A 13,683-nucleotide genomic window follows, 5' to 3' on the forward strand; every position below is an offset into this window, starting at 1 on the left:
GAGGTCAACTCCGATGGTTCAGGATAGCGTCGGCCAGCGCATCGGGCGCTTCGAGCGGCGCGAGATGGGCGGCGGGAAGAGCGACATGACGCGCGCCGGGAATGGCCGAGACCAGATAGTCGCCATGGCCGGCATAGGGCGTCGAGCTGTCGCGCTCGCCCGAGATCACCAGGGTCGGACAGGCGATTTCACCCAGCCGGTCGGACAGCGCCATGTCGCGGATCGCGGCGGCACATCCGGCATAGCCCTCGGCTGGCATCGTGAGCAGCGCGCGACGGATCGTTGCCGCATGGCCGGGTCGCTCGGCGATGAAGGCGGAGGAGAGGAACCGCGACATGGCCAGATCGACGATCCCCGCCATGCCGTCGCGGCGCACGGTATCGACGCGTGTGGTCCATGCGGCACGGTCCATCGTGGCGGAGGTGCAGATCGGTATCAGGCCCGTCACCCGCTCCGGCATATCCAGCGCCATCTGCATCGCGATCATGCCGCCCAGCGACACGCCAGCGACCTGGGCCTTGTCCCATCCGACCGCGTCCATCACCGCGGCGACGTCACGGGCCAGCCCGGCCAGGCGATAGTCGCCCGGCGGCGCGTCCGACGCGCCGTGCCCTCGCGTGTCGATCCTCAGCAAGGCGACGTGTTCACGTAGCAGCGGCAGGACCGGGGTCCACAGGTCCATGTCGGTGCCGATCGAATTGAGCAGCACGAGGCGTGGCCGATCCGTTTCGCCCTCGACCTTCCAATAGATAGCGGCCCCGTCGGATGTGACGAACGGCATCAGGCGACGCCTTCCAGCATATCTGCCGCGAACGGTGCCCCGGTCTTGGTGCGCACCTCGTCCAGCGTGACTCCGGGGGCCAGTTCTACCAGCCGCAGCCCCGGCTTGTCGCAGGCCATGACGCACAAATCGGTGACGATCAGGTCGACACAGGCCTTGCCGGTCAGCGGCAGGGTGCATTCGGGCAGGATCTTCGGGCTGCCGGTCTTGCTGGCATGGTCCATCACGACGACGATGCGCTTGACGCCCGCGACCAGGTCCATAGCGCCGCCCATGCCCTTCACCATCTTGCCCGGAATCGTCCAGTTGGCGATGTCGCCGCCCGCCGAGACCTCCATCGCACCCAGCACCGCCATGTCGATATGGCCGCCCCGGATCATCGCGAAGCTGTCCGCGCTGGAGAAGAAGCTGGAGGTTGGCAGCGTCGTCACCGTCTGCTTGCCCGCATTGATCAGGTCCGGGTCGGCCTCGCCCTCATAGGGAAAGGGGCCGATGCCCAGCAGGCCGTTTTCGGACTGCAGCGTCACGTCGATCCCGGCGGGAACATGGTTGGCCACCAGCGTCGGGATGCCGATGCCGAGGTTGACGTAAAAACCGTCCTGCAGCTCGCGGGCGGCGCGGGCCGCCATCTCGTCACGGGTCCAGCTCATGCGACATTCTCCCGCGCGCGGGTCGTCAGTTTCTCGATGCGCTTCTCGTTGATCGTGCTCAGTACGATGCGATCGACATAGATGCCCGGCGTATGGATGGCGTCGGGGTCGAGCGCGCCCGCCTCGACGATCTCCTCGACCTCGACCACCGTCACCTTGCCAGCGGTTGCCATATTCGGGTTGAAGTTGCGCGCGGTCTTGCGGAACATCAAATTGCCCGCCGGATCGGCCTTCCACGCCTTGATGATCGACAGGTCGGCGCGCAGCCAGGTCTCGCGGACATACTCCTGTCCCTCGAACGTCTCGACCGGCTTGCCCTCGGCGACGACGGTGCCGACGCCGGTCTTGGTGTAGAAGGCCGGGATGCCCGCGCCGCCTGCGCGGATGCGCTCGGCGAGCGTGCCTTGCGGGTTCAGCTCCAGCTCCAATTCGCCCGACAGATATTGCTGCTCGAACAGCTTGTTTTCACCGACATAGCTAGAGATCATCTTGGCGACCTGACGGCTTTCCAGCAGCATCCACAAGCCGAAGCCGTCTGCACCGGCATTGTTGGAGATGACGGTCAGGCTCTTCACCCCGCTCGCGCGGACTTCCGGGATCAGGCTTTCGGGATTGCCCGACAGGCCGAACCCGCCCGACATGATCGTCATGCCGTCAAACAACAGCCCGTCCAGCGCGGCGGCGGGCGAGGGGTATATCTTGCTCTTCATATCGCTCCAGTCAGCCCAGATCGCCACCGGCCACGGGCAGGACCGAGCCAGTGATGTAGGAAGCCTCGTCCGAGGCCAGGAAGAGGATGGGCGCGATCTGCTCGTCCAGCGTGGCATAGCGCCCCAGGAAAGTGGAGCTGGTGACCTGCTCCACTGCCTCGGCCATCCAGGCCTGTTCGCGGGCGTCGTCGCCATTCGGGTTGCGCGGCACGATGCGCGGCGGCGCCTGCGTGCCGCCGGGCGCGGTCACGACGACGCGGATGCCCGCCTCGCCATATTCCATCGCGAGGGCTTGGGTGAGGGCGTTGATCCCGCCCTTCGCCGCCGAATAGGGAACGCGCCGGATGCCGCGCGTCGCGTTGGACGACACGTTGACGATCGTGCCGCCGCCCTGGCCCAGCATGATTGGCAGGACGGCGTGACAGCCCCACAAAGTCGGCATCAGCGAACGGCGGATTTCCGCCTCGATCTGCTCCGGCTCGAAGGCGGCGAAGGGACGCATCCGAATCGCGCCGCCGACATTGTTGACGAGGATGTCGACCCGGCCAAAGGCGGTAACCGCCGCTGCCATCGCGGCGGCCGCTCCGTCATGGGTTTCGAGGTCGCACACGAAAAACGCCGCCCGCTCGCCCGCTTCTTGGGCCACGTCGGAAACGAAGTCGGCGCGGTCGACCAGCAGGACGGCGGCACCCTCGGCGGCGGCGCGCCGCGCCACGCCGCGGCCGATGCCCTGGGCGGCCCCGGTCACCACCATCACCTTGTCGCGAAAGCGTCCGGCGAATGTCATGCTGCCACCGCAACCGGCGCTTCGCTCGGCGCGAACTTCTCATAGTGGAAATGCCGGGGCTCGACGCCCTTGTCGCGCAGGAAGATCCGCACCGCCTCGACCATGGGCGGCGGCCCACACAGATAGATATCGCAATCGCCCGCGTTCAGGTGCGTATCGGTCAGATGATCGGTGACATAGCCTTTCAGCGGATGCGCGCTCTCGGGATCGGCGACGCACGCGGTCCAGCTCAGCGAGGGGAGGCGGGTTGCCAGCGCCTCGATCCGTGGGACCTCGACCATGTCGCCGTCCCGGGTCACGCCGTAGATCAAGTGGAGCGACTGGTCCGTCCCGGTATCGGCCAGCACCTCCAGCATCGACAGGATCGGGGCCAAGCCGGTGCCGCCCGCCAGCAGGATCGTCGGCCGCTCCACCGCCCGCAGGAAGAAGCTGCCTTGTGGGCCGACGAAGCTCATGCGTGCGCCGGGCTTGGCGACAGATGTCAGCCATCCGCTCATCAGCCCGCCGGGCATGTTACGGATCAGGAAGCTGGCCTCCGCCGCGCCGGGTTTGGAACTGAAGGAATAGGCGCGGTGCTGGTCGGTGCCCGGTACCGCCAGATTGACATATTGGCCGGGCAGGAAGCCGAGCGCAGCCGGATCGTCCAAGCGCAGCGTAAGGAGGATCGTGCTGTCAGACACCAGGTCCACCGCCGCCACCGCGCCCTCATGCACGGCGGGCTTCACCTTGCAGGCGGTGGAGGGGACGGGCACCGCGACGACGCAATCGGACGAGACGCGCATCTGGCAGGTCAGGACCAGCCCTTCCTGCGCCTCGTCGGCGGTCAGCGCCTCGTCAATATAGTCGTCACCGAGATCATAGGCACCCTGTTCGCAGCGGCACTTGCAGGTGCCGCACACGCCGTCGGCACAGTCCAGCGGCAGGTTGATCCTCTGGCGGAACGCGGCGTCCAGCACCGTCTCACCCGGGGCGCAGGTGATGAAGCGCGTCGCGCCATCCTCAAAGTTCAATGCGATACGGTAGCCCATGATATCCTCTCCGGCCGCCGGGCATCAGACGTGATAAACGTCGATCACCTGGCGGATATAGTCGTTCTTCAGGACGACCTTTTTGTTGGTGATGAGCGGCTGCGCGCCGGTCGTGTCGATCGTGTAGAACGACGTGCCGAAGAAGCTCAGCGTCTCGTTGTAGCGGTGGCTCAGCGTGTGCCAGTTGAACCGCACCTGCATCTGCCCGTCCGCCTCGCCGAGGATCTCGACGTTCGAGACGGTGTGGTTGGTGCGCGGCTCGGGCATGCTCGCCCCCGAACGCTCGGTCTTGATCCGGAAGACCCGGTCTTCCAGCCCGTTGCGATCGGGATAGTAGATGAGCGAGATCTCGCGCTGCGGGTCCTCCACCAGCCTGTCGTCATCGTCCCAGGCGGGCATCCAGAAGACCGCGTGCGGGGCGTAGCAGTCCAGCCACTCGTCCCATTGCCGATCGTCGAGCAGCCGCGCCTCGCGGTAGAGGAAGGCGAGAAGGCGGTCGTAGGTCAGGCTCATGCCGCCACCTCCAGCCGGTCGACCGGGCGCAGCCGGGCACCACCATTCCCGCCGCCGTCACGGTCGATCGCGGCGATCAGCGACTGCGCCCAGTATTCATGCTGGCGGACGAACAGGCCCTCGTCCTCGCTGCGCTCGCCGCTGAGCAGAGGTTCGATGCCCAGGGCACGGCCATTCTCGTCCGGTCCGGCGATCCAGCGCGTCGCCCCGCGACTCAGGTCGTTCCACATGTCGCCCGTGCCTTCATAGGCCTTCTGGCAGGAGCGGAACTCCTCTAGGTCGTCAGGGGTGCCCATGCCGCTGACGTTGAAAAAGTCCTCATACTGCCGGATGCGCAAGGCGCGGTCGGCGTCGCTCTCGCTCTTGGGCGCGAAGCAATAGATCGTCACTTCAGTGCGATCGACCGAGATCGGGCGCACGACCCGGATCTGGGTCGAGAACTGGTCCATCAGATAGACATTAGGATAGAGGCATAGATTGCGCGTCTGCCCGACGATCAGCGCCGCGCGCTCCTCGCCGACCCGCGTCGCGAGCGCCTCGCGATGCGCGTAGATCGGGCGGACCTCGGGGTTGAGCAGCTTCGTCCAGAGCAGGATATGGCCGTGGTCGAACGCATAGACGCCGCCGACGCTCTTGGACCAGCCATCGACATCGACCGCCTTGATCGAGTCCTCCGCGCGGCGGTTGGCGGTCGCCGCATAATTCCAGTGGACCGCACTGACATGATAGCCGTCAGCACCGTTTTCGATCTGCAGCTTCCAGTTGCCATCATAGACATAGGTCGAACTGCCGCGCAGCACTTCCAGCCCGTCGGGTGCCTGGTCGACCATCTGGTCGATCACGATACGGGTCGAGCCGAGCCAGTCCTCGAGCGGCAGTACGTCGGCGTTCAGGCTGCCGAACAGGAAGCCGCGATAATTCTCGAACCGGGCGACGCGGGTCAGGTCGTGCGACCCCTCGGTGTTGAACCCGGCGGGATAATCGCCGGTCTTGCCGTCCTTGACCTTCAGCAGCTTGCCCGCATTGCTGAAGGTCCAGCCGTGGAACTGGCAGGTGAAGCTGCCCTTGTTACCGTGCTTGCGACGGCACAGCATCGCGCCGCGATGCGCGCAGGCGTTGATGACAGCGTTCAGCGTCCCGGTCTTGTCGCGGGTGATGATGATCGGTTGGCGACCGATATGGGTGGTGAGATAGTCGTTATTCGCCGGGATCTGGCTTTCATGTGCCAGATAGACCCAGTTGCCCTCGAAGATGTGCTGCATCTCCAGCTCGAACAGCGCGGGGTCGGTGAACACGTCGCGGCGGCACCGGAAAGCCCCGGTGGCGGGATTGTCGACGACGGCGGTGGCAAGGCGTTCGCGAAGGTCGGTCATGACAATATCCTTCCGGGGGATCAGGCGACGGCGAGACGGGCGCGGTGCGAGAAAGCTTCCTCCTCGGGATCGTCGGCGCGCTGGAGCTGGAAATCGAAAGCGATGTGCGCGGTGTCGCCCTGGCGGTTCGGCACCGGCAGCAATCCCTCGCGGGTGCCGAACGCGAAGTCGTCGGCGGCAAAGGGGTCGTCGCCGAAATTGATCTGCGTCGTCAGCTGGCGATAGCCGGGCGCCTCGATGAAGAAATGGACATGGGCCGGGCGGTTGCCGTGGCGGCCGAGCACCTGCATCAACCGGTCGGAGGCACCGCCGGGCGGCACGCTATAGCCGTTGGGCATCTTGGAATGGAACGCATAGCGCCCATCGTCGCCCAGCCGGATGCGGCGGCGGTTGTTGAACGGCGTCTGCTCGCCGGTGGGATCGAAATGCGAGTAGAAGCCCTTGGAATTGGCGTGCCAGACATGGAGGATGGCGTTCGTGACCGGCTCGCCGTCCGGCCCCGTGACCCGTCCGGCCATGTAGAGCGTGTCGGTATCGTCGGGATCGTCGGTCAGGTTGGCGTCATTTTCGACCAGTGGCGCGCCCTCGACATAGAGCGGCCCCTCGATGGTGCGGGGCGTGCCGCCGCTTTTGCCCGCCTCGGCGTCCTTGGCGTCCATATAGAGGTCGAGGAAATGTTCGAGGCCGACGCCCGGCATCAGCAGCCCGAACTCGCCCGCGCCGTTCTGGAGGAAGTTGACCGCGCCCCAGACTTCGTTCTCGTCGATGTCGTGCTTGACGATCAGCACCATCAGCGATTCCACCAGATCGCGAAGGATCGCCTTCACGCGCGGATCGCCCTTGTCGGAGGTCGTGCCCGCGACGCGATCAAGCAGATCTTGGATGGCGGGGGTTTTCACGAAGCTGATATCCATCACACTCTCCTATATTCTGTCTGGCCGGCCGCTCGTCGGCGGTCGTGCGGTTCCGATCGTCAGCGGTCGTCGTCGTGGAGGGACGAGGGGTGACGGCACAGCGCCGTCACGCGGATCGTCATGAAGGGGTAGAGCGGCAGGCTCATCAGGATGTCGTGCAACTCGGCATTGGAGCCGACATCGAAGATGCTGACATTGGCGTATTGGCCGACCACCCGCCAGATGTGGCGCCAGGTGCCCGCGCGTTGCAGCTCCTGGAAACGAGCCTTTTCGGCGGCCTTGAGCCGTGCCGCTTCCTCGGCATCGAAGCCGAGCGGAATGTCGACATCCATTTCGACGTGAAACAACATGGTTCAACCTCTTCCCGCGACGACATGAAGGGTAGGGGAGCGACGGTCGCGTCGGTGGAACGCGACGCGGTCCTCGTCCAGCGCGATGCCCAGGCCGGGGCCGGTCGGCACGCTCAGGTGGAAATCGGCATAGCGCAGAGGCTCGGCCAATATGTCTTCGGTCAGCAGGAGTGGGCCGAACAACTCGGTTCCCCAGGCCAGCGAAGGCAGGGTCGCGCAGAGATGCGCCGACGCCGCGGTGCCGACCCCGCCCTCCAGCATCGTGCCTCCATAGAGCCCGACGCCACCCGCCTGCGCGATCGTGGCCACGGCATGGGCCGGGAGCAGGCCGCCGGACTGGGCGATCTTGACCGCGAAGACCCGCGCCCCGCCGCACGCCGCAATGGCGAAGGCGTCGGCGGGCCCGTGCAGTGCCTCGTCCGCCATCAACGGGACGACATGTTTGGCGGACAGCCGGGCCATGGCGGCATGATCGTGCCGCGCGACCGGCTGTTCGACCAGATCGACGCCCGCCTCCTCCAGCAGCTTCATGCCGAGATCGGCCTGCGCCTCGCTCCAGTTCTGGTTGACGTCGACGCGCACGCTGCCCCGGTCGCCGACCGCGCGCTTGATCGCCGCGACATGGGCGACATCGGCGCGCACGTCGCGCTTGCCGATCTTGAGCTTGAAGATGTTATGCCGCCGTTCGGCCAGGACCCGTTCGGCCTCCTCGATGTCGAGCGCGGTATCGCCACTGGCCAGCGTCCAGGCGACCGGCAACCGGTCGCGGATCGCGCCACCGCCGATCAGCGTGGAGACGGGCACGCCCAGCCGCTTGCCAGCCAGGTCCAGCAGGGCGGTTTCGACCGCGCATTTGGCGAGGTGATTGCCGAAGACGCTCTTGCCGATCTTGGCCATCGCGGCCCCGACCTGCGACGGGTCGCAGATTTCGAGGACGGGGGCGATATAGGTGTCGATGGCGAGCTTGATGCCCTCCGGGCTTTCCTCGCCATAGCTGAGGCCGCCAATGGTCGTGCCTTCGCCGATCCCCTCGACGCCGTCGGAGTCGCGCAGCCGGACCAGCACGATCGACTGGTGGTGCATGGTGGCCATCGCGAGCACGTGCGGCCGGATCGTAGGGATGTCGACGATATAGGTATCGATCTCGACGATCGTGGCCATAACCTCTTCCTATCCAGTTTATCCGAATTTCCCCGGAAACTAGGCTTGGCGATCTGGACGCGCAAAGATCATTATGGTCTTCTGGCGATACTTGGAGAGTATGACCCTATGGACCTGCGTCAGCTCCGTTACTTCGTCACCGTCGCCGCCGAGCGGAATTTCAACCGCGCGGCGGAACGGTTGCACATGGCGCAGCCGCCGCTCAGCCGGTCGATCCAGCAACTGGAGGCGGAGGTCGGCGCGACCCTGATCGACCGGGCCAGCCGACCGCTCGCGCTGACCCCGATGGGGCAGCTGTTCCACGATCAGGCGGTGCAGGTGCTGCGGCGCGTGGATGACATGCGGACGATGATGGATGCCGCGATCGCGACCGACCGGCGACGTTTCACCATGGGCTTCGTCGCTTCGACCATCTATGCGCGCCTGCCCGCGCTGATCCGTGAGTTCCGCGCCGAGATGCCCGATGTCGAGCTGACACTGGTCGAAAGCTCTACGCTGGACCAGATCGCGGCGTTGAAGGAGGGGCGGATCGATATCGGTTTCGGCCGTATCCGCTTCGACGATCCGGCGGTGCGGCGCACCGTGCTGCGGCGGGAGTCGCTCGTTGCGGCGGTCCCGATGGGAAGCCATTTGGGGCAGGACGGCGCGCCGGTATCCCTGTCGGCCCTAGCGCGCGAAAAGCTGGTTCTGTATCCCAGCGCATCGCGTCCCAGCTATGCCGATCAAGTCCTGTCGCTGTTCCACGATAATGGCCTGAGCCCGAACCAGATCGTCGAAGCGCGCGAGTTGCAGATCGCGATCGGTCTGGTCGCCGCCGAAGAGGGGGTGGCGGTGATCCCGGAGTCGGTGCGCAAGGCGCGGACCGAGGATGTGCGCTATCTCGATCTCGTCGAACCCGCGCATTCGCCGATCATCATGAGCCACCGGGTCGGCGACGCCTCGCCCGAGTTGCGCGCCGTTCTGCGGATCATCGCCCGCAAATATACCGAATGGGGCTATGGCGTGCCCGAAGCGCTGCTGGCGGACCATGAATAACACTCGGCTGCCACCGAACCGACGGCTCTGGAGAGGATGACAGGATGGACATACGGCAGCTGCGCTATTTCGTGACCGTTGCGCAGGAAGGCAATTTCACCCGTGCCGCCGAGCGTCTCCACATCGCGCAACCGCCGCTCAGCCGCCAGATCCAGCAGATCGAGGAACGGGTCGGCGCGACCCTGATCGATCGCTCGGCCAAGCCGCTGCGGCTGACGCCGATCGGCCATCTCGTCTATGACCAGGCGATCAGCATCCTGGCGCGCATGGCCGATATGGATGCGATGATCGCGAAAGCCGTAGTGTCACAGCAGCGGCGCTTCGCGATCGGCTTCGTCGCCTCCACCATCTATTCGCGCCTCCCCGCGATCATTCGGGCCTATCGGGAGGCGATGCCCTCGGTCGACCTGTCGCTGATCGAGGGCGGCACGCTGTCGCAGATCGCTGCGCTGAAGGACGGGCGGATCGATGTCGGCTTCGGGCGAATCCGGTTCGAGGATGACGCCGTGGCGCGGGTGGTGCTGCGCGAGGAGCCGCTGATCGTCGCGCTTCCGGCCACGCACCCGCTGACGGCGGGGGGCGGGGTGTCCCTGGCGTCGCTGGCGACCGACCCGCTGATCCTGTATCCCAACGCCCCGCGACCCAGCTATGCCGATCAGGTCGTCGGCCATTTCCGCGATCTTGGGGTGACCCCGGTGATCGCGCACGAGGTCAGCGAGTTGCAGATCGCGATCGGGCTGGTCGCGGCTGGGGAGGGGGTCTGCATCGTCCCGGCCTCGGTTCGCCGGTCGCGGGTCGACGGCGTCCGCTATCGCCCGCTGGTCGAACCGGTCGCATCGCCGATCATCATGAGCTTTCGCAAGGACGACCGCTCGCCCGAACTGGTCGCCATGGCGGCGGTGATTCGCGAGCGCTACGGCGCCTGGGATTATCCCGTGCCCGACGCGATCCTGCGGATGACCGGGGGCGGCGAAGAGGCGTGATCCGGCCAACCTTTTGGGTATGGCCATCATATGGAGTTGGTGTTGGACGCACGATGCGCGCCCCGACATTCTGCCCCTCACGAAAGCGAAGTCGCTTCGGGACAAGTCGCACGACAGATAGCGACGGCAGATGGAGAGGAAGCGGAAAATGGCTTCAATACCATATGGATATACGCGGGCCTTGCGAAAGGGCGGGGTGCTCGCCGGTGTTGCGGGATTGTGCCTGATGCTGCCGAGCATGGCGCAGGCCCAGCAGTCGCCGGACGGCAAGGAGCGGCGATTCTATGTCCGGCTCGGCGCGGCGCGTGTCATGTTCGACGAAAAGGCCGATGTGAAGCTCGCCGGGCAGCCGCTGCCGGGCGCCAACGCCACCGCGTCGAACAACAACGGCGTCAGCCTCGATATCGGCTATTTCCTGACCCCCAACGTGTCGGTCGCGGCGACCGTCGGCGTGCCGCCGACCAGCACGCTGACCGCATCGGGAACGCTGGCGGGGGCGGGCACGCTGGGTAAGGTGACCTATGGTCCTGGCCTCTACAGCGTGCGTTATCATTTCGGGCGTCCGGGCGGGGTGCGGCCTTATATCGGCGGCGGGCTGAACTGGACGATCATCTTCAAGACCGAAGACGGCGTGCTGAAGGATTTCCGCACCAGCAATACCGTCGGTCCCGCGATCACGGGCGGCATCGATGTGCCGCTCAACGAGCGGATCGGTGTGTTCGGCGCGGCCAGCAAGGTCTGGACCAGCACCAACGCCCGCTTCCGGCTCGGCACGCCGAACGGCTTCGTGCCGGGTACGGCGCGCGTCCAGCTTAATCCCCTCATCGCGCAGGTCGGCCTGCAATATCGCTTCTGATCTCTTCGGCTCGAACAGGAAGACATGTCATGACCGTCACCGATATCATCCTGATCCATGGCGCCTGGAATCGCGGCGCCTGCTATGACGCGGTCGTTCCGCTTCTCGAGGCGCGCGGCTACCGCGTCCATGCGCCCGACCTGACCGGCCATACGCCCGGCGATGGCGGCCATTTATCGGTCGTCGACATGGAGCATTATACCCGCCCCGTCGCTGATATCCTGGCACGGGCCGAGGGGCAGTCGATCCTTCTGGGCCACAGCATGGGCGGTGCATCCATCTCGTGGCTGGCGCAGCACCATCCCGACAAGGTGGCCGGGCTGATCTACCTGACCGCGTTCCTTACCGCGCCCGGTGTTACGCCGGAAACCTTCGTCCTGCCCGGCGAGCCCAACCGGGGCACGCCGCACGCGCTGGACCTGATCCAGCCGGTCGACGAGGGACGTGGGCTACAGGCGGATTTCTCGCGACTGGAACGGTTCCGCGAAGTTTTCATGGGCGATTATCCCGGCGAGGGAATGCCGCCCGCCGAACAGTTCATCCAGACCCAGTCGACCGTGCCCTTCGGTACGCCCAATCCGATGGAGGGCCGCGCGCTGGAGATCCCACGCCTCTATATCGAGGCGCTGGACGATGTCGGGATTCCGATCGCCGTGCAGCGTCAGATGCTGAAGGAGTTCCCCGGTCCTGTCGCGGTCGTATCGCTCCCGGCCAGCCATGCGCCCTATTACTCGATGCCCGAACGGTTGGCCGAGGCGATTGCCGATTTCGCCGATGCCCCGGCCGAGTGTCGCCAGACGGCGACGGCCGCGTAAGGACCACGGAGGCTATCCATGAAGATCGCGATCATCGGCGCCGGTATCGGCGGATTGACCCTCGCGCTGGCGCTGCGGGCGCGAGGGATCGAGGCGACGCTGTACGAACAGGCGGCGGAACTGAGCGAGATCGGCGCGGCGGTCGCCCTGTCGGCCAATGCCACCCGGGAGTTGCAAAGGCTGGGCCTGATCGATCAGCTGGAGCGGACGGGGGTCGAGCCGACCGAGCTGATCTACCGCGACGGGGTGTCCGGTGATCGCCTGGCGGACCATGCGGTGCGCGAGGGCGGTGCCTATCGCGATCGGTTTGGCGCGCCCTATCTCGGCATCCACCGCGCCGATCTACAGACGACGCTGGGCCGCGCGGTCGGGGCGGAGCATATTCACCTGGCGCATCGGCTGGAGCGGATCGAGACGGTGGGCGAACGGGTCGCGCTCCACTTCGTCGAACGCGATCCCGTCGAGGCCGATATCGTCGTGGGCGCCGACGGTGTGCGCTCCATCACCCGGCAATGGGTCGGCGGACAGCCGCTGCGCTACTCCGGGACGAGCGCGTTTCGCGGCATCGTGCCGGTCGAGCGGCTGGATGCGTTGCCCGACCCCCAGGCCATCCAGTTCTGGATCGGCCAGGATGCCCATCTGCTGCATTATGCGATCGGCAGCGATGGCGGTCACGTTAACTTCTTCGCGGTGGTGGAGGGCCCCACCGCTTGGTCCGGTAGCGCCGGGACGGTGCCGATCGAGCCGGGTGAGGCGGTGGCCGCCTTCGCCGGCTGGCATCCGGCCGTCCGGCAAATGGTCGCGGCGGGCGATGTGGAGCGTCGCTGGGGCCTGTTCGTCGCGCCGCCGCTTCGCCATTGGCATCGCGGGCCGGTCGTGCTGATCGGCGATGCCGTCCATGCGATGCTGCCGCATCACGGACAGGGCGCGAATACGACCATCGAGGATGCCATTACCTTGGCCACGATGCTCGATGGACTGACGTCATCCAACCGCGACGCGCGCTTCGCCGCCTATCAGAAGGAACGCGCGCTGCGCACCCGCCTCATCCAGCGCAGCTCATGGGACGCCAATCGCGCGCTCCATACCGATGCGGGCCTTCCCGATGCGACGCGGCACCGCGCCATGCACCACTTCCCTGAACGCTATGGCTGGATTCACAAGTTCGATGCGTCCGCGCATTTGTCGAGTGGCCCAGCCGTCCGTGCGATGCGCTAGCGACGGCATCCGCCGCCGCTTTGTCAAACCGGCGGCGGATTTCCATGGCGAATGAGCATGGGAAAGACAGGCTGTCAGGGGAACCCGGTTCGTTGATGGATTTGAAGCGAACCCCTGCATCGCTCCTAATTGCTTCGACGGGCGCGCCCGAGGCTGTGTGTCAGTCCACTTCTCGTGTGATCGGATAGCCAGCCGCATCCCGGCATCAGTTCGTGCCGCCGCTCGCCCAGCGACTGGCGCAGCATCCAGAGCGGATCGACCTCGCGTTCCTTCGTACTGGCCAGCCGATCCAGCGCCAGTGGCGCCAAGGGCGCGGCAACATAAAAGCCCGACCCAGGTCGTGATCGGATCGCTCCTTCGGCGGCGAGGCGATCATAGGCCTCGACCACCGTCGAGCGCGCGACGCCGCTCGTCTCGGCCATGGCGCGGATAGACGGCAGCCGTGCGCCCGGCGTCAGCGTGCGGGCGTCGATCCGGTCGCGGATCGCGCGGACCACCATGCCGGTGCG

Annotated in this window: 16 protein-coding genes; 5 read left to right on the top strand and 11 right to left on the bottom strand. The window is 66.1% G+C overall.

The features are described from left to right. Positions 1–4: 4 nt before the first annotated feature. Genes pcaD through QZ546_RS16920 form a run of 10 tightly spaced genes read right to left on the bottom strand, consistent with a single transcriptional unit; the run spans position 5 to position 8,267 of the window. Positions 5–781 (bottom strand): 3-oxoadipate enol-lactonase, encoded by a 777-nt coding sequence (gene pcaD, locus QZ546_RS16875; protein ID WP_294240171.1) that lies wholly within the window; start codon positions 779–781, stop codon positions 5–7. After that, positions 781–1,431 (bottom strand): 3-oxoacid CoA-transferase subunit B, encoded by a 651-nt coding sequence (locus QZ546_RS16880; protein WP_294240174.1) that lies wholly within the window; start codon positions 1,429–1,431, stop codon positions 781–783. The genes pcaD and QZ546_RS16880 overlap by 1 nt, the downstream gene beginning before the upstream one ends. After that, positions 1,428–2,141 carry a CoA transferase subunit A gene (locus tag QZ546_RS16885; protein ID WP_294240177.1) on the bottom strand — a complete coding sequence of 238 codons (714 nt, stop codon included), beginning with the start codon at positions 2,139–2,141 and terminating at the stop codon, positions 1,428–1,430. The genes QZ546_RS16880 and QZ546_RS16885 overlap by 4 nt, the downstream gene beginning before the upstream one ends. 10 nt (positions 2,142–2,151) lie before the next feature. Further along, the gene (gene benD / locus QZ546_RS16890) at positions 2,152–2,928 is read right to left on the bottom strand and encodes a benzoate diol dehydrogenase BenD (protein WP_294240179.1); all 777 of its coding nucleotides are present in this window, start codon (positions 2,926–2,928) and stop codon (positions 2,152–2,154) included. Further along, positions 2,925–3,956 (bottom strand): benzoate 1,2-dioxygenase electron transfer component BenC, encoded by a 1,032-nt coding sequence (benC, locus tag QZ546_RS16895; protein WP_294240181.1) that lies wholly within the window; start codon positions 3,954–3,956, stop codon positions 2,925–2,927. The genes benD and benC overlap by 4 nt, the downstream gene beginning before the upstream one ends. 24 nt (positions 3,957–3,980) lie before the next feature. After that, a complete protein-coding gene (gene benB, locus QZ546_RS16900) occupies positions 3,981–4,469 on the bottom strand; it encodes a benzoate 1,2-dioxygenase small subunit (RefSeq protein WP_294240184.1) in 489 nt (162 codons plus the stop codon). After that, positions 4,466–5,842, bottom strand: a complete 1,377-nt coding sequence (locus QZ546_RS16905; RefSeq protein ID WP_294240187.1) for a Rieske 2Fe-2S domain-containing protein — start codon at positions 5,840–5,842, stop codon at positions 4,466–4,468. Before QZ546_RS16905 ends, benB begins: the two co-directional genes overlap by 4 nt. 20 nt (positions 5,843–5,862) lie before the next feature. Further along, complete coding sequence (locus QZ546_RS16910) at positions 5,863–6,756, bottom strand: dioxygenase (RefSeq protein ID WP_294240190.1); 894 nt, start codon at positions 6,754–6,756, stop codon at positions 5,863–5,865. Between the two features lie 59 nt (positions 6,757–6,815). Then, on the bottom strand, positions 6,816–7,106 hold the full coding sequence (catC, locus tag QZ546_RS16915; RefSeq protein ID WP_058752200.1) for a muconolactone Delta-isomerase: 291 nt from the start codon (positions 7,104–7,106) through the stop codon (positions 6,816–6,818). 3 nt (positions 7,107–7,109) lie between these two features. Further along, the gene (locus tag QZ546_RS16920) at positions 7,110–8,267 is read right to left on the bottom strand and encodes a muconate/chloromuconate family cycloisomerase (RefSeq protein WP_294240192.1); all 1,158 of its coding nucleotides are present in this window, start codon (positions 8,265–8,267) and stop codon (positions 7,110–7,112) included. 108 nt (positions 8,268–8,375) lie between these two features. On the opposite strand from QZ546_RS16920, the gene QZ546_RS16925 reads away from it, so the two are divergent. The 5 genes from QZ546_RS16925 to QZ546_RS16945 all read left to right on the top strand — a co-directional run bounded on the left by QZ546_RS16925 (position 8,376) and on the right by QZ546_RS16945 (position 13,174). Further along, positions 8,376–9,302 carry a LysR family transcriptional regulator gene (locus QZ546_RS16925; protein WP_294240193.1) on the top strand — a complete coding sequence of 309 codons (927 nt, stop codon included), beginning with the start codon at positions 8,376–8,378 and terminating at the stop codon, positions 9,300–9,302. 44 nt (positions 9,303–9,346) lie between these two features. Next, positions 9,347–10,285, top strand: a complete 939-nt coding sequence (locus tag QZ546_RS16930; RefSeq protein WP_294240196.1) for a LysR family transcriptional regulator — start codon at positions 9,347–9,349, stop codon at positions 10,283–10,285. A gap of 226 nt (positions 10,286–10,511) precedes the next feature. Beyond that, positions 10,512–11,141, top strand: coding sequence for an OmpW family outer membrane protein (locus QZ546_RS16935; protein WP_294240201.1), 630 nt, complete (start codon positions 10,512–10,514; stop codon positions 11,139–11,141). Positions 11,142–11,170: 29 nt separating this feature from the next. After that, on the top strand, positions 11,171–11,956 hold the full coding sequence (locus tag QZ546_RS16940; protein WP_294240203.1) for an alpha/beta hydrolase: 786 nt from the start codon (positions 11,171–11,173) through the stop codon (positions 11,954–11,956). Between the two features lie 18 nt (positions 11,957–11,974). Next, a complete protein-coding gene (locus QZ546_RS16945; RefSeq protein WP_294240205.1) occupies positions 11,975–13,174 on the top strand; it encodes an FAD-dependent monooxygenase in 1,200 nt (399 codons plus the stop codon). A 125-nt stretch (positions 13,175–13,299) separates the two neighbouring features. Here the strand turns inward: QZ546_RS16945 and QZ546_RS16950 are convergent. Further along, a partial coding sequence (locus tag QZ546_RS16950; protein WP_294240206.1) for a winged helix-turn-helix domain-containing protein occupies positions 13,300–13,683 on the bottom strand: 384 nt, incomplete at its 5' end.

It is taken from the genome of uncultured Sphingomonas sp. (assembly GCF_913062585.1).
Taxonomy (GTDB): domain Bacteria; phylum Pseudomonadota; class Alphaproteobacteria; order Sphingomonadales; family Sphingomonadaceae; genus Sphingomonas.